Origin of the sequence: Bordetella genomosp. 7, from assembly GCF_002261265.1 — a bacterium.
In the GTDB taxonomy this organism is placed as follows: Bacteria; Pseudomonadota; Gammaproteobacteria; order Burkholderiales; family Burkholderiaceae_B; genus Bordetella_A.
Genome location: NZ_NEVK01000003.1, coordinates 238,043 through 262,681, shown reverse-complemented (window position 1 = coordinate 262,681; position 24,639 = coordinate 238,043). Strand labels below are relative to the sequence as shown.

The following is a 24,639-nucleotide window of genomic DNA, read 5'->3' as shown; positions in this document are numbered from 1 at the left end:
GGTGGGCCGCCCGCCGGCATGGCTACGCCGCCAGTCGGCCGCCCAGGCGCAGCACTTCGTGCTGCAGAAAGGCCAGGGCCGGCGCGGCGTGCTCGGGGTCGCCCTTTACGCCCAGCTCGATATGGGGCGGCCCGCCTTTGTCGCCCACGCTGGGCAGGCTGAAGGCGCTGACGCCGGGCCAGCGCTGTTCCAGCGCTTGCATGACCGGCGCGACCCGCGATTCGGGGATGCCGAAGACCAGGAACGAATGCTCGATGTGCGCGACCTGGTGATGCAACGCCGCGTAGCGGGTGTCGAGCGTCCATTCGAGCATTGGCCACGCCATGACGGGAAACCCCGGCACGAAGGTATGGTCGCGAATGAAGAAACCGGGAATGCGGTTATAGGGATTGGGCACGATCTCGCTGCCGGCCGGGAACACGCCCATCTGCAGGCGCTGCTGGTTTTCGGGCGCGGCCATGTCCGCGACGCCCTGCCCCTGGGCGGCCATCTCGGCCACGCGCTGCGCAATGGCCTGCTCGGCTTCGGGATGCAGGCGCAAGGGCAGGTCGAGCGCCGCGGCGGCGGCCTGGCGCGTGTGATCGTCCGGCGTGGCGCCAATGCCGCCGCATACCAGGACGATATCGCCCGACTCGAAGCTGCGCCGCAGGCCGGCCGTGAGCACCTGGCGGTCGTCGGGCAGAATTTCGGCGCGCGCCAGCCGCAGCCCGCGCGCGGCCAGCAGTTCGACCACCTTGGCGAAGTGCTTGTCCTGGCGGCGGCCGGAAAGGATCTCATCGCCTACGATGATCAGGCCGATACGGCGCAACGAAGGGGCAGCGACCATGTGTTTTTGATGTCTCAGGGTTGGGCTTCGATGACGCGTTCCTGGCGCAGCCGGCGCAAGGCCTCGAGCCCGTAGTGCGCGTAGACCAGGCCCGAATACACGGGCAGGATGACCCAGGCAGGCGGCAACAGGTTCAGCAGCGAACAGATCAGGCCGATAATCCAGAAGCCGGTGTTGTGGCGTTCAAGCAGCATGCGCCGTTCTTCCGGGCTGGCATGCTCGACGATGGCGTCTACGCGCAACATGCGCGAAAACGCAAAGGCCCACCAGAAAATCGACAGCAGCACGGCCATGGGGGGCACCAGCCAGAAAGGCAGCGTCAATACCCAGCCCACGGCAAAGACTCCACTGACCCAGATGGCGTTCCAGACGCTGTAGGCCGTTGCATTGCGCCCCTGGCGGGACACGCCCGCGTATTCGCGCGCGCCCACGTGCCGCAGCACCAGCGGCATGACGAACACGGCGGCGATAGCCAGCCCCAGGATGCCCGAGATGGGCAGCAGGATGGCGGCCGCGATAACCGGGATCAGGTACAGCTTGATGGAAAACAGGCCTAGACCCACGAGCCAGGCGTCAAAGCTGTTGACGACCTGCCACTGCGAGGCCTGCACATTGAGCCATTCGGTCAGCGGCGTCCAGAACAGCCACAGCAGCAACAGCGCGCCCAGCAGCGCGATGACAAAAGGCAGCAGCACCGCCAGCAGCATGTTGGGATGGAACTGCGATACCAGCGCGCGCTTGAATGCCTGCGCAACGCCGGCCGCGCCTGCCGTGGCGGCACGGGCGGGGAACGACGACGCCGCGTCGGAACGGGGAGGAATCATGGGGAAAACCTGTCGGAAGACATGCCGGGTATCATAGTCTCAAATACGCTGCGATTTGATGCCATGTCCTTGCTCGTTCCCGGACCCGACACCCCCGCGTTGCGCGCCGCCCTGGCGCGGCCTCGCGCCGACACCTGGCTGGTTGCCTGCTTCTGCGCGGCCTGGTGCGATACCTGCGGCCAATACCGGCCGCGTCTTGCGGCGCTGGCCAATACCCAGCCCGAGCGCGTATTTGCCTGGATAGACATCGAAGATCACCCCGACCTGCTGGGCGATGAAGACGTCGAGAATTTTCCTACCCTGCTCGTGCAGGTGGGTTCGCGAGTGGTGTTCTACGGGCCGATGCTGCCGCATATCGGCCACCTGGAAAGGCTGCTCGACAGCCTGGGCCCCGACAGCCCGGCGGTGCAAACCGATCTGCCCGACGTGCCCGCCCTGCTCTGCGCCTGAGCCTTTACTGGGGTTTGCGGCTGCCGCCCAGCAGCACCGCCACTTGCCGCTTCGGGGCGCCGGAACGGGGCTCGGGCCTGGAGGCGCCGGTGTCGGGCGCCGCCGCCGAAGGCTCGTAGGGCTTGTAGAAGAAATCGTCCACGGGCTGGCGCGGCGCGCTGTATGCCGACGAGGCATGGCGCTCGCGCCCGCTGCGGGCCCGAGGCTCGCGGGTGTGGCTGCGCACGACCAGTTCGCGGGGCACATCGAGCTTGCCGCGCGCCACCGGGCGCTTGGTCAGTTTCTCGATGTCTTGCAGGTAGCGTTCTTCGTCGGACGTGAACAGCGCAATGGCCTCGCCCGTGGCGCCGGCGCGGCCGGTACGGCCAATGCGGTGCACGTAGTCTTCGGCATTGTGCGGAAGGTCGTAGTTGATGACGCAAGGCACGCCGGCCACGTCCAGCCCGCGCGCGGCCACGTCTGTGGCCACCAGGACTTCGAGCTCGCCGGCCTTGAAGGCATCCAGGGCCTTCATGCGGTCGGCCTGGCTCTTGTCGCCATGAATGGATTCGGCCCGCACACCGTCGCGCTCGAGTTCGCGTGCCAGGCGGGCAGTGCCGATCTTGGTGTTGGAGAACACGATCACCTGCTTCAGGCCGCGCGACTTGACCAGGTGCACCACCGCGGCGCGCTTGGCATCGCTGGGCATCTGGTAGGCAATCTGGCTGACCGTATCCGCCGTGGCATTGCGCGCGGCCACTTCGATTTCGACGGGCTGGTTCAGGTAGGTGCGGCCCAGCTTGCGGATTTCGTTGCTGAAGGTGGCCGAGAAAAGCAGGCCCTGCCGCTGGACCGGCAGCAACCGCACGATACGGTCGAGGTCGGGCAGGAAGCCCATGTCGAGCATGCGGTCGGCTTCGTCGAGCACCAGAATGCCGACCTGGCTGAGGTTGACGGTTTTCTGCTCGACGTGGTCAAGCAGCCGGCCGGGCGTGGCCACCAGGATTTCGCAACCGCGGCGCAGGGCTTCTTTCTGGGGGCCGATGTCGACGCCGCCAAACACCACTGCCGAACGCAATGGCGTGTGCTTGCTGTAGCGCTTGACGCTTTCGTACACCTGGTCGGCCAGTTCGCGCGTGGGCGTGAGGATCAGCGCTCGCACCGGATGCCGGGCCGGCGACGCGCTGGTGTTGGCCAGCGGCATCAGGCGGTGCAGGATGGGCAGCGTGAATGCCGCCGTCTTGCCCGTGCCGGTTTGCGCAGCCCCCATGACGTCGCGCCCCGCCATGACCGGCGGCAACGCTTGCGCCTGGATGGGCGTGGGCGTGGTGTATCCGGTGTCGGCCACCGACTGGAGCAGTTGGGGATGCAGTCCGAAGTTGGTGAAAGTCGGGGTGGGAGCGTCGGCGCTGGGTGCTGCGGGTATGTTGGTGTCAGTCATCAGGATAGGCAGATGCCGGGGCAGTGAAAAAGAACAAAACGAGTATGCTGCCAAGCCCGGATTGCTGTGGATAACTTTATTTTAGCGCAGCCGGCCCGGGGGATCAGCCGGCCAGCCAGCGCAACGCCCACAAGACCGCCATGCCGGCCACGATGACGGCCACGGCGCTGCGGGTGCGCAGGAACACCATCACCCCCACCATCGCCGCCACCAGGCGGTAGTCGAACGCCGGCCCGGCGCCGGCTTTCCAGGGCAGCAGGTCGGGCACGATGATGGCCGTCAGCGCGGCTGCGGGCGCATAGCGCAGCGCGCGCCGCACGCCATCGGGCAACGGCACGTAGTCGCCGAACACCATGAATCCCGCCCGGGTTATCACGCTGCACAGCGCCAGCAGCAAGATGGCGGAATAAACATAGATTTCGGATGGCCAGAAGGTCATGCGCGCCCCGTTTTGTGGAAATACCGTTCAGCCCAGATGCCCGCCAGTATCCCCATGATGACGGCGGCGGCAAGGCCCAGCCGCAAGGGCAGCAACTGGCCGACCCAGGCCGTCACCCCCGCGGCCAGCATGGAAACAAGCATAGGCTTGGAGTTGGCCAGCGGCACGGTGATGGCAAGCAGGGCAAGCACCGCCGCAAAATCCAGCGACCAGCCGGTAGGCACCAATGCGCCCAGGTAGATGCCGGCAATCGATGCGCTCTGCCACACGAGCCAGCCGGGCGCGATGGTTCCCAGGAAATACCACAGCTGTTCGCGCGTGCCGCGCTGGGCGGCGTCGCCAAAGCGCGGCATGAACAGCACGAACCCCATGTCGGTGGTGAAATAGCCCAGCGCAAGACGCCGGGGCCAGGGCAGATGGCGAAAGAACGGATGCAGGGCCGCGCCGAAGATCAGGAAGCGCAGGTTGACCACGCACCCGGCCATGAAGATCAGCCACAGGGGGGCTCCGCTGGCGATCAGGGGCAGCGAAGTCAGCTGGGCCGATCCGGCGTACAGCAGCAGGGTCATGGCCAGCGCCATGGATTCGGTAAGGCCCGACTTCACCATGGCCACCCCCGTGACCAGGCCCCAGGTGGCCGTGGCGATCAGCGCCGGGACAATAGCGTGCACGCCCTGGCGGAACGCGGCCAGGCGCTCTTGGCGCAACAGCCGGGTCGAGTCGGACGAATCTGGCGAGTCAGGAAGCACCGGCGGCCCCCTGGCTAATGGAACTGGACGGCATGGAACTCATCAAAGAAAAGCACATACGCGCAGGCCAGTTCGCCCGGCGCGGCGCCGAGCACGGGCCGGCGCTGAAAGAGCGGCATTGTACTCTTGCTGCTTGATACAATAGGCGCCACTTTCAGGGGGATACAACCATGTCGATGGCAGACCGAGACGGCTATATCTGGTACGACGGCAAGCTTGTGCCCTGGCGCGACGCCACCACGCATGTGCTGACCCACTCCCTGCACTACGGCCTGTCTGTCTTCGAAGGCCTGCGCGCCTATAAAACGGCGTCCGGCACGGCCATCTTCCGCCTGCAAGACCACACCCGGCGGCTGTGCAATTCGGCGCATATCTACCAGATCCCCATGCCCTTCGACACCGACACGCTCAATGCGGCGCAATGCGAGGTGGTGCGGGCCAACCAGCTTGAATCGTGCTACGTGCGGCCGCTGGTGTTCTACGGTTCCGAGAAAATGGGCGTCTCGCCCAAGGGCGCCCAGGTGCACGTGGCGATCGCCGCATGGCCGTGGGGCGCCTACCTGGGCGAAGAGGCGCTGGCGCAGGGCATACGCGTCAAGGTGTCGTCATACGCGCGCCAGCACGTCAACGTCACCATGCCGCGCGCCAAGGTGGCCACTACCTACGCCAACTCCATCCTCGCCAACGCCGAAGCCCTGGAAAACGGCTACGACGAGGCCCTGCTGCTGGATACGGAAGGCTTCGTGGCCGAAGGCGCGGGCGAGAACCTGTTCATCGTCAAGGATGGCGTCATCTGCGAACCCGAGATCGCGTCCGCCCTCACCGGCATTACGCGTTCCACCGTGCATGCGCTGGCGGCCGACCTGGGCATTCCCGTGGTCACCAAGCGCCTGACGCGCGACGACGTCTACATTGCCGACGAAGCCTTCTTTACCGGCACCGCTGCCGAAGTCACCCCCATCCGCGAAGTCGACAATCGCAAGATCGGGGCGGGTCGGCGCGGCCCGGTTACCGAGAAACTCCAGACGGCCTTCTTCGATGTGGTGAGCGGCCGCAACCCCAAATATGCGCACTGGCTCACCCAAGTCTGAACACCGCATCCTTCCATCCAAGTTTTTTAGGACTGATCCATGACCGCAGCCGCTGCCGCCGCCGCGCCCTCCCCCGAAGCCATTGAAGTGGGCGCCGAAGACTTGCCGGTGTACTGCCCCGGACCCAAGGCACCACTCTGGAGCATGCACCCGCGCGTATATCTCGACGTTACCCATACCGGGTCGGCGCGCTGCGCGTATTGCGGCGCCGAATACCGTCTGAAGCCCGGCACTGTCGTTCGCGGCCACTGACGCGCCATGTTCGCCACGCCCGAAGAAGCCGAGCAAGCGTTCTACGAAGCGCTTGAGCAAGCCGATACCGATCGCCTGATGCAGATATGGGCCGACGACGAAGAAGTCGTCTGCATCCATCCGGGCGGGCTGCGCGTGGTCGGCCATCTGGCGGTGCAGGAATCGTGGCAACAACAGCTGGCGGCCGGCCCATTGCACATCCGGCCGCTGCGCCCGCTGGTCATGCAGAGCATGATGTGCTCGGTGCACACGCTGGTTGAACAGGTCATGGTGCGCACGCAAGGCGGCACGCAATACGCCAACTGCTATGCCACCAACATCTTCCATAAAGGGCCAACCGGATGGCGCATGGTCGTGCACCACGCGTCGGCGGCGCCCGACGATGCCGGGGTCCTCGATTTACACGACGTGCCCGACCGGCTCCACTGACGCGGGTGGAACGCTTGGCCACAGCCCGACTCGACACTTCCCCCTGTCCCGTTCCCGCCTGGCTGCCCGATCGCCATAGCCAGACGATCTATGCCGCCTTTGTCGCGCAGCATCACCATATTGCCTTCGTGCGCGAACGCGTCGATACGCCCGACACTGACTTCATCGACATCGACTGGACGGGGCCCGGGCTGTTTCCCCACAAGAGCGCCGACGGCCAGTCCATCGACAACGCTACGCCGGTGGTGCCGGGCAAGACAGCGGCGGCACGCTGGATAACCGATGCCGACTGGCTTTCGCTACCGCAGACGCCGGACACCCCGGCCCTGCTGCTGCTGCATGGGCTGGAAGGCGGCAGCACCAGCCGCTATGCGCAGTCGATCGCGCACCATTTCCGGGCCCGCGGCTGGATCGTGGCGGTCGCGCATTTCCGGGGCTGCTCGGGCGCGCCCAACCGGCTCGCGCGGGCCTATTATTCGGGCGACTCCACCGAAGTGGGCTTCATGCTCGACGTGGTGCGCTCGCGCATTCCGCATGCGCGCTGGCACGCGGTGGGGGTGTCGCTGGGCGGCAATGCGCTGCTCAAGTTCCTGGGCGAGCAAGGCAGCAACGTATCGTGGCTGGCGGCCTGCGCCGGCGTGTCGGTTCCCGTAGACCTGGTGGCCGGCGGCACGACGCTGTCCAAGGGCTTTATCAATCGTCGCCTTTACAGCGCGCACTTTCTTAAAACGATGAAGCGCAAGGTGCTCGAAAAGGCGCGGCGCTTTCCGGGCGCGATCGACGTCATGCGCATTGCGCATGCGCGCGACCTGCGCGAGTTCGACGACGCATACACCGCGCCCATGCACGGTTTCCGCAATGCGCTCGATTACTGGACGCGCGCATCCAGCAAGCCGTTGCTGGCCACCATCCAGGTGCCCACCCTGGTGCTGAACGCCCGCAACGATCCCTTTCTGCCCGCCAGCGCCCTGCCGGTGCCGCGCGAATGTTCGCCCCAGGTGCTGCTGCACCAGCCCGCCGAGGGCGGCCATGCCGGGTTTCCCACCGGGCCTTTCCCGGCCCACCTTGGCTGGCTGCCGCAACGGCTGGGGCGGTTCTTCGAGACCGGGCAGTAAGCCCTGCGATGGGAGGTTGTGCGGTGTCTGACACCGAAGGTGTCAGACACCCGTTTTCGCTGACGCGTGCCTGTGATGGGGGGTTGTGCGGTGTCTGACACCAAAGGTGTCAGACACCCGTCTTCGCTGCCGCCTGCCTGTGATGGCGCGTTGTGCGGTGTCTGACACCAAAGGTGTCAGACACCCGTCTTCGCTGCCGCCTGCCTGTGATGGCGCGTTGTGCGGTGTCTGACACCAAAGGTGTCAGACACCCGTTTTCGCTGCCGCCTGCCTGTGATGGGGCGTTGTGCGGTGTCTGACACCAAAGGTGTCAGACACCCGTTTTCGCTGACGCGTGCCTGTGATGGGGGGTTGCGCGGTGTCTGACACCGAAGGTGTCAGACACCCGTTTTCGCTGCCGCCTGCCTGTGATGGGGCGTTGTGCGGTGTCTGACACCAAAGGTGTCAGACACCCGTCTTCGCTGATGCGTGCCTGTGATGGGGAGGTTGTGCGGTGTCTGACACCAAAGGTGTCAGACACCCGTTTTCGCTGCCGCCTGCCTGTGATGGCGCGTTGTGCGGTGTCTGACACCAAAGGTGTCAGACACCCGTTTTCGCTGATGCGTGCCTGTGATGGAAGGGTTGTGCGGTGTCTGACACCAAAGGTGTCAGACACCCGTTTTCGCTGCCGCCTGCCTGTGATGGCGCGTTGTGCGGTGTCTGACACCAAAGGTGTCAGACACCCGTTTTCGCTGCCGCGTGCCTGTGATGGAAGGGTTGTGCGGTGTCTGACACCAAAGGTGTCAGACACCCGTCCCGCCGGACAAGGGCCGTGCTAGCTCTTGAACCGCTCGAGCAGTTCGCGTTCGGCGGTGAGCTTGTCTTTGACTTCGCGGATCTGTACGTCGATCTGCGATTGTTCGTAGAAGTCGCGGGACAGTGAACGCGCCTGTTGCAGCTGGGATTCTGCGGCCGCGTAGGCGCCGGTCAGCACGTAATAGCGCGCCATGTCGCGGCGGGCCTGGACGGGTTGGCCGTTGCGCTCTTCGCTCTGGGCCAGCATCTGGTACAGGCCCGGCTCTTCGTCGCCCCACTGCTTGATGCGGTCGCGCAGGTAGGCCTGGGCCTCGGCGTGGCGACCGGCGCCTTGCAGCGCCTGTGCATAGGCGATGCCCAGAGCCCGCTGCTGGGGCCAACGCTTGATGGCGGCGGCGGCCAGTTCCAGCGCGCGCGCGCTGTCTTTGCGGGCGGCGGCCAGGTCGATGCCCAGGCGGGCCAGGTAGGGGCTACTGTGCCCGGCGCTGCCCTGGTCAAGGTAGCGCTGCGCCTCGTCGAGGTTGTTGCGCTGGAACGCCTGCAGCGCCAGGCCATAGTACGCGGCGGACTGGCGCACGCCCGCGAGCGTCCGGGCATCGTCTTGTAGCTGCTGCGCGGCCGTGCGCAGGCTGACCGCGTCCCGGCCCTGAATGACCCGCATCTTGGCGCGCACGTACCAGAAGTCGTCGCTGTCGGCATGCCGCTCGGCAGGCAATGCGCGGCTGCGGTTCTGGATATCCGACATCCGTTCAATAGACAAAGGGTGGGTCGATGCCCAGGCGCCGCCCCCCATGCCTTCGTTCAGCCGCGACGCGCTCATCAGCCGCGAGAACATGCGCACCATGCCTTGCGGGTCATAGCCCGCCCTGGTCAGCATCTGGAAACCGGCGCGGTCGGCTTCGCGTTCGGCATCGCGCGAAAAGCCCAGCTGGCGGTTGATGGCCGCGGCCTGCCCGAAGGCGGCCACCCCCACGGCGAGGTTACCGCCTCCGCCCGCCAATGCCGCCAGCAGGGCGGCTGCCAGGCTGGCCATCATGACGACGCCGCTCTGGGCCTGCTGCGTCATGCCGCGCGCAATGTGACGCTGCGCCACGTGGCCGATCTCGTGCGCCAACACCGCCGCGAGCTCGGATTCGCTGGAAGCGCCCACGATCAGGCCGCTGTTGACCCCAATGAAGCCGCCCGGCATGGCAAAGGCGTTGATCTCCGGATCGCGCACCCCGAACACCTCGATGTCGGGCAAGGCGCCTGGCGCATACGCGGCCAGTCTGTGCGCCATGGTGGTCAGGTACTGGTTGAGCTCCGGGTCGTTGATGTAGGTGGGATCACGCCGGCCCTGGGCCATGATGGCCTCGCCCAGTTGGCGCTCTAGCGCGGGAGGAAGATCGGCCGAAGAGGCCGCGCCCATGGACGGCAGGCCCACCGGCTGGCCCACGGCCGGGGCGACCGGCAGCGCCAGCGCAACGCTCAGCGCGCCGGCCAGCGCGCCTCGAAGTAACTTGGGATGCCTGGGTATCGTATGCCTGCGGTTCATTGCAATATGATAGCGACCGCCGTAAAAAGTTTGGCTGTCTATCCAATTTCATGCGAGGTTCCCATGCGCCCAGTCCGCAAAGCCGTTTTCCCCGTCGCCGGAATGGGCACACGTTTTCTGCCTGCCACCAAGGCCATGCCCAAGGAAATGCTGCCGGTGGTGGACAAGCCCCTGATCCAGTACGCCGTCGAAGAGGCCGTGGCGGCCGGCGTCACCGACCTGATCTTTGTCACCGGGCGCAATAAGCGCGCCATCGAAGACCATTTCGACTCGGCCCCCGAACTCGAGGCCGACCTGGAAGGCAAAGGCAAGCACGAACTGCTGGCCATGGTGCGCGACATTCTGCCCGCCCACGTCAATTGCCTGTACATACGCCAGCCGGCCCCCCTGGGCCTGGGCCACGCCGTGCTGACCGCCGCCCCGGCCGTGGGGGACGAGCCCTTTGCGGTGCTGCTGGCCGACGACCTGATCGACGCAGACACCCCGGTGCTCAAGCAGCTGATCGACACGGCCTATGCGCATGACGCCAGCGTGCTGGGCGTACAGGATGTGCCGCGCGCAGATACCCGCAAATATGGCATCGTGGCCGCGCAGCCCCTGGACGAGCGTACCGCGCGCGTCACGCACATTGTGGAAAAGCCGGCGCCGGAGCAGGCGCCGTCCACATTGGCGGTGGTGGGCCGCTACGTACTCGAGCCGCAGATTTTCGATTTCCTGCGAGCCACCCAGGCCGGCGCGGGCAACGAAATCCAGCTGACCGACGGTATCGCCGCGCTGATGAGCGCGCGCGCTGTGTACGCGCATCGATACCAGGGGCAACGCTACGACTGCGGCAGCAAGGCCGGCATGTTCCAGGCCACCGTGGCCCTGGGCCGCAAATACCACGGCCTGGAGCCCTGAAACGGGGGCCGGCCGCGCCCGCAGATGATTAAAGGCTGGCGGCCGGCTTGCCGGCGTCGGCCTGCTCGCGCATGCGGGCCCGGGCCAGCGCCTGGCGGTCTTCGAGACGCAGGCGCCCCTTGCTGGACAGGCGCATCAGCGTGCCCAGCGCGACCATCAGGCCGAACACTTCGACCATTGCGGCAGGAATCCACATGGTCAGGCCGCCGATGGTCTGGTCAGTCTGGGCAGACATCGAAATCGCGCGCCCGCACAGCTCGAACAGCGGGTAGATATCGTATTCGGTAAAAGTGATGACCGCGCCGGCCACCATCTGCGGCGCCATGGTCAGCACGGGCGACAGCACCCGCCCGCCCGGACTCATGGCGGCGGGAGGGCTGGGACGCCGGTCGAGGATGAGGTTCCAGTACAGGAAGCCGCTGATCACCACCGACCAGTTCATCAGGCGGTAGAGCCGCCAGTCGAGCATGGAATAGAACTGCACCGACGGAATCAGCCACACCAGCACCAGGAAGACGAACAGCGCCGGGATGAAGTACTTATTGGTCAGCACCGCCACCACGGCACGGCCGGACGAAGTGCGCAGGAAGTCGCGCAACCGTATCCGCCAGGCCATGGGCAGGCCGGCGCGCATCACCGAACCGGGATACGCCGCCATGACCAGCAGCGGCCCCAGATGGTGCAACACCAGGTGCTGGATGCGGTGGATGAAGAACATGCGCTCGGCGTAATAGTCGATGCGCGTGTGCAAGGACAGGTACAGCAGCACGATGCCGGACCAGAACAGGAACTGGCGCCAGCCATTGACCCGATGCACGCGCTGACCACGCACGAACAGTACGATGCCTGCCACGAAGGCAGCGATCAAGGCCGGGGAGAATTCCCACGGCGTGAGCCAACCGAGCCAATCCATGCCGAAATCCGATAAACCTGACAAGTCGCGGGCGACGCCCGTGGGGGCATTGTAGTTGACCCACGCACGGGCGAAGCCGGCCGGGTCAGGCGCGGGCCGACGCCCCGAAGCGCACGTGGCGTACCGCCGGATGTGCACGCAGGCGCCGTGCCTGCGACATGAGTTCGCCGCGCAATTCCGGCGGGCAATTGACGGTGATGCAGGCCGACGCAAAATCGGCATCGCGGCCGGAGTCTACCTGGAACTGGGCCACATCGATGCCGGCGGCGCCGAAATCCAGGCAGATCTGCTTGCGCACCGCCCCCAGTGCATCGCGCGGGCACTCGATGGTAAGTCGCGACGTGCCAGAACGACGGTTGAGCGCGGCGCGGTCCACGCCGGCACGGCGCATGAACAGGTCGAATAAACGCATGGCAACCTCCCGGAAACGGGGAGCGCTCGTGCGAATGCGCGTGTCGGCACAGCGGCGCGCGGGCGGCGCACGAATCGTGCACAGCAACGCGGGCTGTGGGGCACAGCAACGGTTCGGGCGGTATTAGCGGGAATATGACGGCAAAGAACTTACCGCCACGTACCGCATCCTGCACTGGCAGGACACGGCAGAAGGAGTTTCTGCGGGGGATCCTGTCAGGCAGCGACGTCGATGCAAGATCGACTACTACTGTCGCCGGAATCGGTATTCACAGAGCAACTCCGTATGATTTGAACGTATTGATTTTACGCGGTTTATTGATGACCGACAAGGGTTTTCCCTGTCGCACGCTTCAAATGTTGCGCAGGACGCGCACCGCCGGCCGCAACAGCCGTCAACGCACGAAATGCCAGCCCAGGTACACCGCGAACAGCCCGTAGAACCCACCCACCGTGGACAGCACCGGCACGCTCATGCACGCGCGGCGGAATCGCAGCCACAGCAATGCGATCGACAGCAGCGTGAACAGGCCTGCGGCCACGAGCGGGCCATCGAGCAGCCACGGGGTCAGGAATATGCCCAGGGCGCTGGGGATCGTGGCCTGGATCATCATGGCGCCCGAAATATTGGCCAGCGCCAGGCGTTCCTTGCCCTGCCGCACCCAGATCAGCGCGTTCATGATTTCGGGCAGCTCGGTAGCCACCGGAGCGAGCAGCAACGCGGCGACGTGCGGCGAGGCGCCCATGGCGATACCCAGCAGTTCGATCTGGCGCACGAACACGTGCGAGGCGCCCGCGATCACCACCAGCGCCAGCACCGTCTGGGCGGCCGCCCAGGCCGTGGTTGGCGTCGGATCGCGCGGCCGCAGTTTCAGGGGTTCGATGTCGTCACAGTCCAGGCAGGCCTCGTCATTGGCGAGCTCGCGCTTGACGTACAGGCCGTAAACCGCCAGGAACAGCAGGCCCAGCCAGGGTTTCCAGGCGAACACCACCAAGCCCAATGCCACCTTGACCACGAACACGCCCATGAACCAGGCCTGGTCGCGCGCCAGGCGCTGCTGGTCGGCATTGATGCGGGCCGCGCTGCGGCCGCCCCGCCACAGCGCCCAGCCCACCACGGCATAGGCAAGCGTGGCGAGCACCAGGGGCCCGCCCATGGCGGCGCCCACGCCGATATCTTTCTGCTCGGGAGTCGTGCCGAAGACCACGGCCATGAAGGTGACCGCGCTTTCGGGCAGTGCGGTGCCGAACGCCGCCAGCACGGTGCCGGTGGCGGTGGCGCCCAATTTCATCCGGTGGCCGAGCCATTCGATGCCGTTGACGAAATACTCACAGGCAAAGTAAATGACCAGCGCGGACAGAAAAAAGAGAAACAGGGTGAGCAGCATGATGCATAGCCGGACGAGCAGACACCAATGGCGCGACGATGCGGCTCGCCCGGCAGGCATGTACGCATCGCGGCCAAAGGTCTCGCCTGGCTTCCCGGTGCGGCGACGCGGGTGCCGTCAGCGCCATGGGGTACGAAACCGCCAAGTCTGTTGACGCTGACTCCTTTGGGGATTCAAAGGATGGCTACTCCCCAATGACAGTGGCGCGGATTATAGCAGCCGCCCGCTCGCCCCGCCGGCGCATGGCGCGGTAAAGTAGCCCATGCCCCGGCTGGCGGGGCGACTCTTATGGCTGCCACCAACGATGAGCCTTTCCCCTGCCGACATTGCGCCCTACGCGCGGCGCCGCCACCGCTTGCTGGACCATATGCGCGCCGCCGGCGGCGGCGTGGCCGTTGTGGGCACCGCGCCCGCCGCGGTGCGCAATCGCGACACGGAATACCCGTACCGCCACGACAGCAACTTTTTTTACCTGACCGGCTTCGCCGAGCCGCAAGCATGGCTGGTATTGGTGGCGGGGCCCGTCGACCGGGCGATCCTGTTCTGCCGCCCCCGGCACCCCGAGCAGGAAATATGGGAGGGCTACCGCTGCGGGCCCGAGGCTGCGCGCGAGCGCTACGGGTTCGATGAAACCTACTCGATCGACGAACTCGACAAGCTGATGCCCGAGCTGCTGCTGGACCAGCCCACGCTGTTCTGGCCGTTTGCCGCGCGCGGGCCGGCGCAGCGCATGCTGCGGGCCTGGCAGGCGCAGGCCGAGGAACAGGGGCGCGGACGGCGCCGGCCGCCGGCGCGCGCGCAAGATCTGCGGCCCGTGCTGGCCGAGATGCGCCTGATCAAGGAGCCTGGCGAGATCGCCACCATGCGCCGGGCGGCGCGTATCTCGGCGGGCGCGCACGCACGCGCGATGCGCGCGGCACGGGTGGGCCAGCACGAATATGAGCTGGAAGCCGAACTGCTGTATGAATTCCGGCGCCATGGCGCACAGGCGCCGGCATATCCCTGCATCGTGGCCGCGGGCGCCAACGCGTGCGTACTGCACTACGCGGCGGGCGACACCGAGCTGCGCGATGGCGACCTGGTGCTGATCGATGCCGGCTGCGAAGTGGACAGCTACGCATCGGATATCACCCGCACGTTCCCCGCCAACGGCCGCTTCAGCGGCCCGCAATGCGAGCTGTACGACCTGGTGGCCGCGGCGCAGCTTGCGGCTGCGCAGGCCACTGCGCCGGGGCGCAGCTTCAACGATGCACACGACGCGGCGGTGCGCGTGCTGGCGCGCGGCATGCTGGATGCCGGTCTGCTGCAGGGGTCGCTGGACGGCGTGATCGAATCGGGCGCGTATACCCGCTACTACATGCATCGCACCGGCCACTGGCTGGGCCTTGACGTGCACGATGCGGGCGACTACCGCAGCGGCGCGGCCGAAGCCGGCCAGGATCGCCCCTGGCGCACGCTCGAGCCCGGCATGCTGCTGACCATCGAGCCCGGCATCTATGTTCGCGCCGGCGACGATGTGCCCCGGCAGTTCTGGGACATCGGCATCCGCATTGAGGACGATGCGCTGGTCACGGCGGAAGGCTGCGAATTGATCACCCGCGGCGTGCCCGTTGACGCACGCGAGATCGAGGCGCTGATGCGCGAATGACTGCAACCGCGCGGGCGGCTGCGGGCGGGCCTTCAGAAGACGTAGCCGTCCAGCCAGCCCATCGCCGTCCAGGTGTACACCACCACCATGGCGATGCCGAGAATGCCCGCCGTGGCGCCTACCAGGGTGCCCATGATCGCCACCAGCACCGGCCCCCAGCCCGTATGCGTGACGCGCCCGTGGCCGGGGTTGTAGAGGCGGTCGAATTTTTCGTCCGGCATCAGGCTGAAAACCACGCCTTCGATAAAGCCGTCGATCATGGGCACAAACACCAGGAAGAACGCCGGGTTGTCGTACCAGACCGGAAATTGCGTGGCCGCAGCCAGGCAGGCCAGCACGGCGGCGGTAACCATCCAGGCATGGCGGCGCCCCAGGTACCACCAATGCGCGCCCAGCCAGCCGAACAGGCACGCCAGCAGTCCCACCACCAGCTTGCGCCGCGGCGGGCGGAGGGAAACGGATTTCGAGGACGACATCAATTGCATATCGGAACGGCGTGACGCCCGCCGCCGGGCGGTTATCGATCGGAATGCCCGCGATTGTAGTGGACGGTAGAATTCGAGCATGACCCAGTCTGCCTATGACATTGCCATCCTGGGCGCCGGCCCGGTCGGCCGCACCCTGGCGCTGCTGCTCGCCCGCCATAGCGCGCGGCCCGAGCGCATCGCCTTGCTGGCGGGCGCGGCGCCGGCCGGCAAGGCCGTCCAGCCCCCCGCCGCCGACCCGCGCGTGCTGGCGCTGAACCACGGCAGCCGGGTGCTGCTGGAATCGCTGCGGGCCTGGCCGGGACGCGCCGCCGACATTCGCACGGTGCATGTTTCGCAACGCGGCCGGCTGGGCAGCACGCTGATTCAAAGCAGCGACTTCCAGGTAGAGCGGCTGGGCAGCACGGTATCGTACGCCGAGCTGCATGCCACGTTGCTGGAACGTGTGCAGGAAAGCGGTGTAACCGTCCTGCACGGGCCGCCCGCCCAAGTGGCTGGCCAGGACGGTCAGGCTGTCGTCGTGCGCCAGGGCGATTCGGACTTGCGGTGCGCAGTGGCGGTGCAGTCGGACGGCAGCGGCGGCGATGACATACGCCGCGAATACGGCCAGCATGCGGTCATCACCAGCGCCTCGGCCGCCCTGCCCCGGGCCGGTTGGGCATGGGAACGCTTTACCCGCGAAGGGCCGCTGGCGCTGCTGCCGCACCCGCAGCTGGCGGGCGCGTATTCGGTGGTGTGGTGCAGCAGCCCCGGCCGCGCCGCCGAGCTGGCGCAAATGGACAACGCCGCTTTTTCGGCGGCCCTGAACCAGGCGTTCGGCACCCGCCTCGGACGCCTGTACAGCCAGGCCCCGCGGCACATTTTTCCGCTGGCGCTGAACGCGCGCCGCACGCTGGTGCAGGGGCGGCTGGCGGCCATCGGCAACGCAGCGCAGACCCTGCACCCGGTGGCGGGCCAGGGACTGAACCTTGGGTTGCGCGATGCGGCACGCCTGGCACAGGGATTGGCCGACTGGCTCGTCGCCCCCGCAACCGACCCGCAACCCGCACTGGCGGAATTCGGACGGGCGCGCCGCGCCGACCGCTGGATCACGGCCGGCCTTACCGACCTGATGCCCCGCGCTTTCGCCACCGGCCTGGCCCCGGTCGAGCACGCCTGCGGGCTGGGCTTGCTGGCGCTGGACCTGGCCGCGCCCCTGCGCGCACCGCTGGCGCGCCACCTGCTTCAGGGGCTGCGTGTCTGAAGGCGGCAGCCCGATCAAATAGGTGCCGTATTGAAGGCGGGTAAAATCCCGCCCATGCGCATCGGCCCCTGGACCCTTCCCAACAACGTGCTGGTCGCTCCCATGGCGGGAGTGACCGACCGGCCTTTCCGACAGCTGTGCAAGCGGCTGGGGGCCGGGCATGCCGTGTCGGAAATGGCGGCCAGCAACCCGCGGCTATGGGAAAGCGTCAAGACCTCGCGGCGCCTCAACCACGACGGCGAGATCGCTCCGGTGGCCGTACAGATCGCCGGCGCCGACCCGGCCATGATGGCCGAGGCCGCCGCGTTCAACGCGGCGCGCGGCGCGCGCATCATCGACATCAATATGGGTTGCCCCGTCAAGAAAGTATGCAACCTGGCGTCCGGTTCGGCCCTACTGCGCGACGAAGACCTGGTGGCCCGCATACTCGACGCGGTCGTGGCGGCCTGCCAGCCGCTGGGCGTGCCGGTAACGCTGAAGACCCGTACCGGCTGGGACCGCGATAACCGCAACGCGTTGCGGGTGGCGCGCCGCGCCCAGGACGCCGGCATCGCCGCCCTGGCGCTGCACGGACGTACCCGCGCCGACCTGTACACTGGCCAGGCCGAATACGACACCATACGCGCGGTCAAGGCCGAGATCGCTATTCCGGTCATTGCCAACGGCGATATCGACAGCCCGCGCAAGGCGCGCCAGGTGCTCGATTACACTGGCGCCGACGCGGTCATGATCGGCCGGGCGGCCCAGGGCCGGCCCTGGATCTTCCGCGAAATCGACCACTACCTGCGCACAGGCGAAACGCTGGCGCCGCCTTCCACCGAAGAAATGCGCGACCTGCTGCTCGAGCACCTGGACGATCATTACCGCTTCTACGGCGAGCACACCGGCGTGCGCTCGGCGCGCAAGCATATCGGCTGGTACATAGACGGCCTGCCCGGCGCAGACGCGTTCCGCGACCGCATGAACCGCATCGACAACACCCGCGACCAATGGCGCGCCGTGTCCGACTGGTTCGACGAACTTTTGCGCGCCGGCCCGGCCATTGCGGCCGCCGACGCGCAATCCCTGCTGGCGGCATGATCCGCCACCACCCACCTCCAACTATAAAATTTGTACACAATGAGCAAGAAAGATGTCCTGGAAGACTGCGTGCGCGCCAGCCTGGAGCGCTATTTCGAAGACCTGGGCGAATCCCAGCCCCACGACATGTGGGACATGGTGATGCGCTGCGTGGAACGCCCGGTTCTCGAAGTCGCCCTGGAGCGTTCCGGCGGCAACCAGTCGCGGGCGTCTGAAATGCTCGGCATCACGCGCAATACGCTGCGCAAGAAGCTGCAGGCCCACAACATCCAGCCCTGAGCGCCCGCCGCGCTCGCGACCGTTTTCTTTCTTTCAGCCGCCCTCTCCATGAAAATCGAAACTGCCCTGCTCTCGGTGTCCGACAAGACCGGCATCGTTGAATTCGCCCGCGCGCTGGCCGCGCGCGGCGTGCGCCTGCTGTCCACGGGCGGCACCGCCCGGCTGCTGGCCGAGTCCGGCCTGGCCGTCACCGAAGTCGCCGCGCATACCGGATCGCCGGAAATCCTCGACGGCCGGGTCAAGACGCTGCACCCCAAGATCCACGGGGGCCTGCTGGCCCGCCGCGACAGCGCCGAACACCTGGACACCATTGCCGAGCATGGCATCGACCGCATCGACATGCTGGTGGTGAACCTGTATCCGTTCCGCGAAACCATCGCGCGGCCGGGCTGCACGTTTGCCGACGCGGTAGAAAACATCGACATCGGCGGGCCGGCGATGCTGCGGGCGGCCGCCAAGAACCACGGCACCGAGGCCGGCGGCGTCACGGTCGTGATCGACCCGGCCGACTATTCGCGCGTGCTGGCAGAAATGGACAAGACCGGCTCCACATCGTATGCGCTGCGCCTGGAGCTGGCCGCCAAGACTTACGCCCATACGGCCGCCTACGATGGGGCGATCGCCGGCTACCTGACCAGCCTGGCGGAGCCCGCGCCCGCGCAGGACGCCGCCCCATCGCGCCACGACTGGCCGGGCACGCTGACACTGCAGGTCAACAAGGCGCAGGCCTTGCGCTACGGCGAAAACCCCCACCAGCAGGCCGCGTTCTATGTCGACAGCCACCGCGCCGCCGGCCTGCTGGGCAATTACCGGCAACTGCAAGGCAAGGAACTGTCGTACAACAACATCGCCGACGCCGACGCGGCGTGGGAATGCGTGCGCAGCTTCGACACGCCCGCCTGCGTGATCGTCAAGCACGCCAACCCCTGCGGCGTGGCGGTGGCGGGCGATACGCTGCACGCCTATCAGCAAGCCTTCAAAACCGACCCGACATCGGCCTTCGGCGGAATCATCGCCTTCAACCGCCCCATTGACGCGGCCACGGCCGAAGCTGTCAGCGGCCAGTTCGTGGAAGTGCTGCTGGCGCCGGGCTACGATGGCGCGGCGCTGGCCGTGCTGGCGGCCAAGAAGAACGTGCGCGTGCTGGAAGTTCCCGCCGGCGCCGGACACAACGATTTCGACATCAAGCGCGTGGGCGGTGGCTGGCTGGTGCAGACGCCCGACTCGTATAACGTGCCGCGCGATGCGCTCCGGGCGGTTACCCGCCGCCAGCCCACCGAACAGGAAATGAACGACCTGGCCTTTGCCTGGAAGGTCGCCAAGTACGTCAAGTCCAATGCCATCGTGTTCGCCGCCGGCGGCATGACCCTGGGCGTCGGCGCCGGCCAGATGAGCCGCATCGATTCCGCCCGCATTGCCTCCATCAAGGCCGAGAACGCGGGGCTGACGCTGCAGGGTTCGGCGGTGGCGTCCGATGCGTTCTTCCCGTTCCGTGATGGCCTGGACGTGGTGGTGGCAGCCGGGGCGACCTGCGTGATCCAGCCCGGCGGCAGTGTGCGCGACGACGAAGTGATCGCGGCCGCCGACGAGCATGGCATCGCCATGGTCTTCACCGGCACCCGCCACTTCCGTCACTGATGCGCGTCCTCGGCATCGACCCCGGCCTGCGCCGCACCGGTTTCGGTGTGATCGATGTCAAGGGCGCGAGCCTGCGCTATGTGGCCAGCGGCACCATCGTGGTGCCGCCTGCGCTAGCGCTGCCCGAGCGCCTGAAAGTCATCCTGGACAACCTGCGCGAGGTCGCCCGCGACACGCGCCCCGATGTCGCGGCGCTGGAAATCGTCTTCCTCAACACCAACCCCGCCTCCACCCTGCTGCTGGGGCAGGCGCGCGGCGCGGCGCTGTGCGCGCTGGCCGACAGCCGGCTCGAGGTTCACGAATACACCGCGCTGCAGATCAAGAAGGCTGTGGTCGGCACCGGGCGGGCCGCCAAAGAGCAAGTGCAGATGATGGTTCAGCGCCTGCTGTCGCTGGACGGCACGCCCGCTCCCGATTCGGCCGATGCGCTGGCCTGCGCAATTTGCCATGCACACGTCGGGCCGCTGCAAAGCCGCCTGGGCCTGCTGTCGGGCGGCGCAGGCCGTGGCAGCCGTGCGCGCGTGCGTGGCGGCCGCGTGGTGGGCTGACCCGCCCCGCGCGGCACACCGTTTAGAATGCCGGCAGGGCGCGCGCGGCGCGCCATTCCTTCACTTGCTGGCGCCTGCACCATGATCGGACGCATTACCGGAACCCTGATCGAGAAACTGCCGCCCACCATTTGCGTGGACGTCAATGGCCTGGGCTATGACATCGAAGTGCCCATGAGCACCCTGTACGCCCTGCCGGAAACCGGCGCACGCGTTGCGCTGTATACCCACCTGACCGTGCGCGAGGACGCGCACATCCTCTACGGGTTCGCCACGCCGGCCGAACGCGGCGCGTTCCGCGAACTGATCAAGGTCAGCGGCATCGGCGCGCGCACGGCGCTGGCGGTGTTGTCGGGCCTTTCGGTAGGCGAGCTGGCGCAGGCCATCACGCTGCAGGAATCCGGGCGGCTTACGCGCGTGCCCGGCATCGGCAAGAAAACCGCCGAGCGCCTGTTGCTGGAAATGCGCGGCAAACTGGGCGCCGACATCGGCGCCAGCGCACACCCCGTGCCCGACAGCCAGGCCGACATCCTGAACGCGCTGCTCGCTCTGGGGTATTCCGAAAAAGAGTCGCAGGCCGCGCTCAAGACACTGCCCGAAGGCACCGAGGTGTCGGACGGCATACGCCTGGCCCTGAAGGCGCTGGTGCGATAAGCAGCGGCGGGGGGGTGTAGGGTCAAGCGGGCTTCAGGTAGCCCGGCACGACCGCTTCCATGCTGGCGGGCACCACGCCCAGCTCGGGCGCCATGGCTGCGGACCCGATGTTGTCGACGGTAAGCGACGCAAGGTTGTCGCGCGAGATGAGCGGGTCGCCGGGCAGGCATTCGAAGCAGCGCGCCTGCAGGCGGGCCACGCCCGCGGGCAGCGCGCACACCGGCCTGGGATGGCCGCTCCAGATGGCGCACAGGCGCACGATTTCACGCAGCGTATATACCTGCGGCCCGGCCAGTTCGTAGGTACGGCCGGCCGTTACGGGGTTGACCAGGGCCGTGGCGATTGCACTGGCCACGTCGGCCACGCTGACCGGCTGCATGCGTGCGTCGGCGCCCGCCAACGGGATGGCGGGCAGCCAGCGCGCCAGCCGCGCGAACAGGGTCGTGAAGCGGTCGTCGGGGCCGAATACGACCGACGGCCGGAATATCGTGCAGGCGCCGTCGGGCCAGGCGGCATAGACCTGGCGCAGGGCGGCTTCGCCGTCGCCCTTGGACCGCAGGTACATGCTGGGGCCGGAGGAATCGGCGCACAAGGCGCTGACGTGCAGCAGGCGCCGCACGTCGTGGCGCCGGCACGCTTGCGCAAGCCGGCGCGGCAGCTCTACGTGCACCCGGGCAAAGCCGGCGCCGTACGGCCGGCCATGCCCGCCATGCAGGATGCCGGCCAGGTTGATGACCGCGTCGCTTTCTTGCAGCATGCGGTCGAGCGCCGTGTCGTCGTGGACATCGGCTTCAAGTAACGTAAGCCCCGGCAACAATTGCAGATCGCGGCCGCGCGCATACTGGCGCGTGGGAACGAGCAGGATGTGCCCGTCGCGGGCCAGCCGTGCCGCCACGTGCCTGCCCAGGAAACCGGTGCCGCCAACAAGCAGGATACGCATGGTTGCAGCCTCTTATTCGGATAACGGTTCCGCCCATTCTGCCCCGCGCCGCCAGGCGCCGCAAGCGAGTGGATCAACCCGCCAGCAGCCGCGCGTAATTGCCCAGATCGACGTTGCCGCCGCTGATGATGACGCCCACCCGCTTGCCCGGCATGGCCAGGGCCTGGTGCAGCACCGCCGCGGTGGACAGACAGCCGGTGGGCTCGACCACCATTTTCATGCGTTCGGCAAAGAATTTCATGGTCTCGACCAGCTGGTCGTCGGTGACGGTGACGATGTCTTTGACGTGCTGCCGGATGAGCGGGAACGTCAACTGCCCCAGATGCGTCGTGACGGCGCCGTCGGCCAATGACTTGGGCGTGGGGATGCGCACGATTTCACCCTTGCGCAGCGACTGCTGGCCGTCGTTGCCGGCTTCCGGCTCGACCCCATAGACGGCACAGGCCGGGCTGAGGGCGCTGGCCGCCAGCGCCGATCCGGCCAGCAAGCCGCCGCCGCCCAGGCAGACGACCAGGGCGTCCAGCGAGCCGACTTCTTCGAACAGTTCTTTGGCGGCGGTGCCCTGCCCCGCGATGACGTCCGCATGGTCATAGGGCGGGATCAGCGTGGCGCCGGTCTCGGCCTGGATGCGGCGCGCCACCGCCTCGCGGTCGTCGGTGTAGCGGTCATAGGTGACGACGTGCCCCCCATAGCCTTCGGTGGCGGCGCGCTTGGCCACCGGTGCATCGTGCGGCATGATGATGGTGGCTCGCACGCCCAGCAGGCGCGCGGCCAGGGCGATGGCCTGGGCATGATTGCCGGACGAAAACGTAACGACCCCGGCATCCCGCTGCGCCGGCGTCAGCCGCGCAATGGCGTTGTAGCCGCCACGGAACTTGAAGGCGCCCATGCGCTGGAAGTTTTCGCACTTGAAGAAAATCTGCGCGCCGGTGCGCGCGTCGGCGGTGGCCGAGCGCAGTACGGGGGTGCGGTGGGCGACGCCGGCCAGGGTCTGGGCGGCGCGTACGACATCATCGTAGGTGGGTAGCGTGGACATGAGGTCTTTCTTTGGCTTGGGTGGGAGTGCGGTGGTTGGATGATATCGCCTGTTGACGGGATGGGTGGTGTACGATGCTTGCGCTGGCCCGGCTGTTGCTGTGATGCCAGTCTTGCTTTTTATTATGGCCATCCAGTCTGATTCGCTTTCTTCCCTGCCCGACGCGCCCCGCCTGGTGACGCCGCAACCGGTGTCGCCCAACGAAGAGTCCATCGAGCGCGCCCTGCGCCCCAAGGCGCTGCAAGAATACGTGGGCCAGCAGCGCGCGCGCGAGCAGCTCGAGATTTTCATTGCCGCAGCGCGCAAGCGCGGCGAGGCGCTCGATCATGTGCTGCTGTTCGGCCCGCCTGGGCTGGGCAAGACGACGCTCGCGCACATCATCGCGCACGAAATGGGCGTGCAGTTGCGGCAGACATCGGGGCCGGTGCTGGAGCGCCCCGGCGACCTGGCCGCGCTGCTGACGAATCTTGAAAAGAACGATGTGTTGTTCATCGACGAGATCCATCGGCTGTCGCCTGTGGTGGAAGAAATCCTGTACCCGGCGCTGGAAGATTTCCAGATCGACATCCTGATCGGCGAAGGCCCCGCGGCGCGCAGCGTCAAGCTGGACTTGCAGCCGTTTACGCTGGTGGGGGCCACCACGCGGGCCGGGATGCTGACCAACCCGTTGCGTGACCGTTTCGGCATCGTTTCGCGCCTGGAGTTCTACAACGCCGATGACCTGGGGCGCATCGTCACGCGCAGCGCGGGTTTGCTCAACGTCGCGATTACGCCCGACGGCGCGGCGGAAGTGGCACGCCGGTCTCGCGGCACGCCGCGTATTGCCAACAGGCTGCTGCGCCGGGTGCGCGACTACGCGCAGGTCAAGTCACACGGCACGATCGACGCCGAGTCGGCGGGCAAGGCGCTGGCCATGCTCGAAGTGGACCCGCAAGGGCTGGACTTGATGGACCGGAAGCTGCTGGAAGCGATCGTGCACAAGTTCGACGGCGGGCCGGTGGGCGTGGACAGCCTGGCCGCCGCCATCGGCGAAGAGCGCGACACCATCGAAGACGTGATCGAGCCTTACCTGATCCAGCACGGCTATCTGCAACGCACGCCCCGAGGCCGCATGGCCACCCAGACGACGTGGCGGCACCTGGGCCTGGCCCCGCCCACAGGCAGCGGCGAACTGTTCAAGTAGGCGCACCCGGGGAGCGTGGGCTGCCGGGGTGCGACCCGAGGGGCCAGCACGGGCGGCCAGATGGTTCTGATGTGGTGTCTGACACCCTTCGGGAGTCAGACACCTGGCGGACTCCCTTCGAGCATGGCCGGCCAGACGCTTCTGGTGTGGTGTCTGACACCCTTCGGGAGTCAGACACCTGGCGGACTCCCTTCGAGCATGGCCGGCCAGATGCTTCTGGTGTGGTGTCTGACACCCTTCGGGAGTCAGACACCTGGCGGACTCCCTTCGAGCATGGCCGGCCAGATGCTGCTGATGTGGTGTCTGACACCCTTCGGGAGTCAGACACCTGGCGGACTCCCTTCGGGCATGGCCGGCCAGATGCTGCTG

At 67.0% G+C, this 24,639-nt stretch carries 26 protein-coding genes and 1 riboswitch; of the genes, 14 read left to right on the top strand and 12 right to left on the bottom strand.

The features are described 5' to 3' along the window. Positions 1-22 precede the first annotated feature (22 nt). Together CAL19_RS03535 and CAL19_RS03530 are read right to left on the bottom strand one after the other, a co-directional pair. Positions 23-826, bottom strand: a complete 804-nt coding sequence (locus CAL19_RS03535) for a competence/damage-inducible protein A (RefSeq protein ID WP_026638486.1) — start codon at positions 824-826, stop codon at positions 23-25. Positions 827-840: 14 nt separating this feature from the next. Then, positions 841-1,650 carry an EI24 domain-containing protein gene (locus CAL19_RS03530; protein WP_026638487.1) on the bottom strand — a complete coding sequence of 270 codons (810 nt, stop codon included), beginning with the start codon at positions 1,648-1,650 and terminating at the stop codon, positions 841-843. 63 nt (positions 1,651-1,713) lie between these two features. Between CAL19_RS03530 and CAL19_RS03525 the strand changes: the two genes are divergently transcribed. Next, entirely contained in the window at positions 1,714-2,100 is a 387-nt protein-coding gene (locus CAL19_RS03525; RefSeq protein WP_026638488.1) for a thioredoxin family protein, read from the top strand. A gap of 4 nt (positions 2,101-2,104) precedes the next feature. On the opposite strand, the gene CAL19_RS03520 is transcribed toward CAL19_RS03525, so the two are convergent. The 3 genes from CAL19_RS03520 to CAL19_RS03510 form a co-directional block, all read right to left on the bottom strand. Beyond that, positions 2,105-3,520, bottom strand: a complete 1,416-nt coding sequence (locus tag CAL19_RS03520) for a DEAD/DEAH box helicase (RefSeq protein ID WP_094796044.1) — start codon at positions 3,518-3,520, stop codon at positions 2,105-2,107. A 103-nt stretch (positions 3,521-3,623) separates the two neighbouring features. Then, a complete protein-coding gene (locus tag CAL19_RS03515; RefSeq protein WP_026638490.1) occupies positions 3,624-3,959 on the bottom strand; it encodes an AzlD domain-containing protein in 336 nt (111 codons plus the stop codon). Next, a complete protein-coding gene (locus CAL19_RS03510) occupies positions 3,956-4,630 on the bottom strand; it encodes an AzlC family ABC transporter permease (protein WP_026638491.1) in 675 nt (224 codons plus the stop codon). Before CAL19_RS03510 ends, CAL19_RS03515 begins: the two co-directional genes overlap by 4 nt. 248 nt (positions 4,631-4,878) lie before the next feature. Between CAL19_RS03510 and CAL19_RS03505 the strand changes: the two genes are divergently transcribed. The 4 genes from CAL19_RS03505 to CAL19_RS03490 are packed head-to-tail and all read left to right on the top strand — an operon-like array spanning position 4,879 to position 7,595. After that, positions 4,879-5,799 carry a branched-chain amino acid transaminase gene (locus CAL19_RS03505; RefSeq protein WP_094796043.1) on the top strand — a complete coding sequence of 307 codons (921 nt, stop codon included), beginning with the start codon at positions 4,879-4,881 and terminating at the stop codon, positions 5,797-5,799. A 39-nt stretch (positions 5,800-5,838) separates the two neighbouring features. Next, positions 5,839-6,051 carry a zinc-finger domain-containing protein gene (locus tag CAL19_RS03500; RefSeq protein ID WP_026638493.1) on the top strand — a complete coding sequence of 71 codons (213 nt, stop codon included), beginning with the start codon at positions 5,839-5,841 and terminating at the stop codon, positions 6,049-6,051. Between the two features lie 6 nt (positions 6,052-6,057). Next, positions 6,058-6,480: a YybH family protein gene (locus CAL19_RS03495; RefSeq protein ID WP_094796042.1), complete on the top strand. Its 423-nt coding sequence runs from the start codon at positions 6,058-6,060 to the stop codon at positions 6,478-6,480. Between the two features lie 14 nt (positions 6,481-6,494). Continuing rightward, positions 6,495-7,595, top strand: a complete 1,101-nt coding sequence (locus tag CAL19_RS03490; protein ID WP_094796389.1) for a YheT family hydrolase — start codon at positions 6,495-6,497, stop codon at positions 7,593-7,595. Positions 7,596-8,409: 814 nt separating this feature from the next. Here CAL19_RS03490 and CAL19_RS03485 read toward each other — a convergent pair. Further along, a complete protein-coding gene (locus CAL19_RS03485; protein ID WP_094796041.1) occupies positions 8,410-9,924 on the bottom strand; it encodes a M48 family metalloprotease in 1,515 nt (504 codons plus the stop codon). Positions 9,925-9,987: 63 nt separating this feature from the next. Here CAL19_RS03485 and galU point away from each other — a divergent pair, with 63 nt between their 5' ends. Further along, on the top strand, positions 9,988-10,824 hold the full coding sequence (gene galU / locus CAL19_RS03480; RefSeq protein WP_094796040.1) for a UTP--glucose-1-phosphate uridylyltransferase GalU: 837 nt from the start codon (positions 9,988-9,990) through the stop codon (positions 10,822-10,824). 28 nt (positions 10,825-10,852) lie between these two features. Here galU and CAL19_RS03475 read toward each other — a convergent pair whose 3' ends face one another. The 3 genes from CAL19_RS03475 to CAL19_RS03465 all read right to left on the bottom strand — a co-directional run bounded on the left by CAL19_RS03475 (position 10,853) and on the right by CAL19_RS03465 (position 13,536). Continuing rightward, positions 10,853-11,737, bottom strand: a complete 885-nt coding sequence (locus CAL19_RS03475) for a cytochrome c oxidase assembly protein (RefSeq protein WP_026639901.1) — start codon at positions 11,735-11,737, stop codon at positions 10,853-10,855. An 85-nt stretch (positions 11,738-11,822) separates the two neighbouring features. Continuing rightward, positions 11,823-12,149: a hypothetical protein gene (locus CAL19_RS03470; RefSeq protein ID WP_026639902.1), complete on the bottom strand. Its 327-nt coding sequence runs from the start codon at positions 12,147-12,149 to the stop codon at positions 11,823-11,825. Between the two features lie 394 nt (positions 12,150-12,543). Next, positions 12,544-13,536 (bottom strand): sodium:calcium antiporter, encoded by a 993-nt coding sequence (locus CAL19_RS03465; RefSeq protein WP_094796039.1) that lies wholly within the window; start codon positions 13,534-13,536, stop codon positions 12,544-12,546. Positions 13,537-13,555: 19 nt separating this feature from the next. Continuing rightward, positions 13,556-13,741, bottom strand: a riboswitch (yybP-ykoY riboswitch). Between the two features lie 99 nt (positions 13,742-13,840). Here CAL19_RS03465 and CAL19_RS03460 point away from each other — a divergent pair. Continuing rightward, positions 13,841-15,184, top strand: a complete 1,344-nt coding sequence (locus tag CAL19_RS03460) for an aminopeptidase P N-terminal domain-containing protein (RefSeq protein WP_094796038.1) — start codon at positions 13,841-13,843, stop codon at positions 15,182-15,184. A gap of 32 nt (positions 15,185-15,216) precedes the next feature. On the opposite strand, the gene CAL19_RS03455 is transcribed toward CAL19_RS03460, so the two are convergent. Then, positions 15,217-15,669, bottom strand: coding sequence for a TM2 domain-containing protein (locus CAL19_RS03455; protein ID WP_094796037.1), 453 nt, complete (start codon positions 15,667-15,669; stop codon positions 15,217-15,219). Positions 15,670-15,748: 79 nt separating this feature from the next. On the opposite strand from CAL19_RS03455, the gene CAL19_RS03450 reads away from it, so the two are divergent. From CAL19_RS03450 to ruvA, 6 genes are all read left to right on the top strand, one after another. Continuing rightward, positions 15,749-16,912 carry a UbiH/UbiF/VisC/COQ6 family ubiquinone biosynthesis hydroxylase gene (locus tag CAL19_RS03450; RefSeq protein ID WP_094796036.1) on the top strand — a complete coding sequence of 388 codons (1,164 nt, stop codon included), beginning with the start codon at positions 15,749-15,751 and terminating at the stop codon, positions 16,910-16,912. A gap of 54 nt (positions 16,913-16,966) precedes the next feature. Then, positions 16,967-17,992, top strand: coding sequence for a tRNA dihydrouridine synthase DusB (gene dusB / locus CAL19_RS03445; RefSeq protein ID WP_026639907.1), 1,026 nt, complete (start codon positions 16,967-16,969; stop codon positions 17,990-17,992). 39 nt (positions 17,993-18,031) lie between these two features. After that, positions 18,032-18,271 carry a helix-turn-helix domain-containing protein gene (locus CAL19_RS03440; RefSeq protein ID WP_026639908.1) on the top strand — a complete coding sequence of 80 codons (240 nt, stop codon included), beginning with the start codon at positions 18,032-18,034 and terminating at the stop codon, positions 18,269-18,271. 48 nt (positions 18,272-18,319) lie between these two features. Next, a complete protein-coding gene (gene purH / locus CAL19_RS03435) occupies positions 18,320-19,909 on the top strand; it encodes a bifunctional phosphoribosylaminoimidazolecarboxamide formyltransferase/IMP cyclohydrolase (RefSeq protein ID WP_094796035.1) in 1,590 nt (529 codons plus the stop codon). Beyond that, entirely contained in the window at positions 19,909-20,457 is a 549-nt protein-coding gene (gene ruvC, locus CAL19_RS03430; RefSeq protein ID WP_026639910.1) for a crossover junction endodeoxyribonuclease RuvC, read from the top strand. The genes purH and ruvC overlap by 1 nt, the downstream gene beginning before the upstream one ends. 81 nt (positions 20,458-20,538) lie before the next feature. Further along, positions 20,539-21,111, top strand: a complete 573-nt coding sequence (ruvA, locus tag CAL19_RS03425) for a Holliday junction branch migration protein RuvA (protein ID WP_094796034.1) — start codon at positions 20,539-20,541, stop codon at positions 21,109-21,111. A gap of 22 nt (positions 21,112-21,133) precedes the next feature. On the opposite strand, the gene CAL19_RS03420 is transcribed toward ruvA, so the two are convergent. Together CAL19_RS03420 and CAL19_RS03415 are read right to left on the bottom strand one after the other, a co-directional pair. Next, positions 21,134-22,051, bottom strand: a complete 918-nt coding sequence (locus tag CAL19_RS03420; RefSeq protein ID WP_026639912.1) for a complex I NDUFA9 subunit family protein — start codon at positions 22,049-22,051, stop codon at positions 21,134-21,136. A 73-nt stretch (positions 22,052-22,124) separates the two neighbouring features. Further along, on the bottom strand, positions 22,125-23,087 hold the full coding sequence (locus tag CAL19_RS03415; protein ID WP_094796033.1) for a threo-3-hydroxy-L-aspartate ammonia-lyase: 963 nt from the start codon (positions 23,085-23,087) through the stop codon (positions 22,125-22,127). A 124-nt stretch (positions 23,088-23,211) separates the two neighbouring features. Here CAL19_RS03415 and ruvB point away from each other — a divergent pair, with 124 nt between their 5' ends. Further along, the gene (gene ruvB / locus CAL19_RS03410; RefSeq protein WP_026639914.1) at positions 23,212-24,270 is read left to right on the top strand and encodes a Holliday junction branch migration DNA helicase RuvB; all 1,059 of its coding nucleotides are present in this window, start codon (positions 23,212-23,214) and stop codon (positions 24,268-24,270) included. The last annotated feature ends 369 nt before the right edge of the window (positions 24,271-24,639 follow it).

Coding starts and splice junctions, on each gene's coding strand:
- CAL19_RS03535 (WP_026638486.1), bottom strand. CDS start 826: ATGGTCGCTGCCCCTTCGTTGCGCCGTATCGGCCTGATCATCGTAGGC.
- dusB (WP_026639907.1), top strand. CDS start 16,967: ATGCGCATCGGCCCCTGGACCCTTCCCAACAACGTGCTGGTCGCTCCC.
- CAL19_RS03485 (WP_094796041.1), bottom strand. CDS start 9,924: ATGAACCGCAGGCATACGATACCCAGGCATCCCAAGTTACTTCGAGGC.
- CAL19_RS03525 (WP_026638488.1), top strand. CDS start 1,714: ATGTCCTTGCTCGTTCCCGGACCCGACACCCCCGCGTTGCGCGCCGCC.
- CAL19_RS03500 (WP_026638493.1), top strand. CDS start 5,839: ATGACCGCAGCCGCTGCCGCCGCCGCGCCCTCCCCCGAAGCCATTGAA.
- CAL19_RS03465 (WP_094796039.1), bottom strand. CDS start 13,536: ATGCTGCTCACCCTGTTTCTCTTTTTTCTGTCCGCGCTGGTCATTTAC.
- CAL19_RS03420 (WP_026639912.1), bottom strand. CDS start 22,051: ATGCGTATCCTGCTTGTTGGCGGCACCGGTTTCCTGGGCAGGCACGTG.
- CAL19_RS03460 (WP_094796038.1), top strand. CDS start 13,841: ATGAGCCTTTCCCCTGCCGACATTGCGCCCTACGCGCGGCGCCGCCAC.
- CAL19_RS03495 (WP_094796042.1), top strand. CDS start 6,058: ATGTTCGCCACGCCCGAAGAAGCCGAGCAAGCGTTCTACGAAGCGCTT.
- CAL19_RS03455 (WP_094796037.1), bottom strand. CDS start 15,669: ATGCAATTGATGTCGTCCTCGAAATCCGTTTCCCTCCGCCCGCCGCGG.
- CAL19_RS03520 (WP_094796044.1), bottom strand. CDS start 3,520: ATGACTGACACCAACATACCCGCAGCACCCAGCGCCGACGCTCCCACC.
- CAL19_RS03530 (WP_026638487.1), bottom strand. CDS start 1,650: ATGATTCCTCCCCGTTCCGACGCGGCGTCGTCGTTCCCCGCCCGTGCC.
- galU (WP_094796040.1), top strand. CDS start 9,988: ATGCGCCCAGTCCGCAAAGCCGTTTTCCCCGTCGCCGGAATGGGCACA.
- CAL19_RS03450 (WP_094796036.1), top strand. CDS start 15,749: ATGACCCAGTCTGCCTATGACATTGCCATCCTGGGCGCCGGCCCGGTC.
- ruvB (WP_026639914.1), top strand. CDS start 23,212: ATGGCCATCCAGTCTGATTCGCTTTCTTCCCTGCCCGACGCGCCCCGC.
- CAL19_RS03515 (WP_026638490.1), bottom strand. CDS start 3,959: ATGACCTTCTGGCCATCCGAAATCTATGTTTATTCCGCCATCTTGCTG.
- purH (WP_094796035.1), top strand. CDS start 18,320: ATGAAAATCGAAACTGCCCTGCTCTCGGTGTCCGACAAGACCGGCATC.
- CAL19_RS03475 (WP_026639901.1), bottom strand. CDS start 11,737: ATGGATTGGCTCGGTTGGCTCACGCCGTGGGAATTCTCCCCGGCCTTG.
- ruvA (WP_094796034.1), top strand. CDS start 20,539: ATGATCGGACGCATTACCGGAACCCTGATCGAGAAACTGCCGCCCACC.
- CAL19_RS03505 (WP_094796043.1), top strand. CDS start 4,879: ATGTCGATGGCAGACCGAGACGGCTATATCTGGTACGACGGCAAGCTT.
- CAL19_RS03470 (WP_026639902.1), bottom strand. CDS start 12,149: ATGCGTTTATTCGACCTGTTCATGCGCCGTGCCGGCGTGGACCGCGCC.
- CAL19_RS03440 (WP_026639908.1), top strand. CDS start 18,032: ATGAGCAAGAAAGATGTCCTGGAAGACTGCGTGCGCGCCAGCCTGGAG.
- CAL19_RS03415 (WP_094796033.1), bottom strand. CDS start 23,087: ATGTCCACGCTACCCACCTACGATGATGTCGTACGCGCCGCCCAGACC.
- ruvC (WP_026639910.1), top strand. CDS start 19,909: ATGCGCGTCCTCGGCATCGACCCCGGCCTGCGCCGCACCGGTTTCGGT.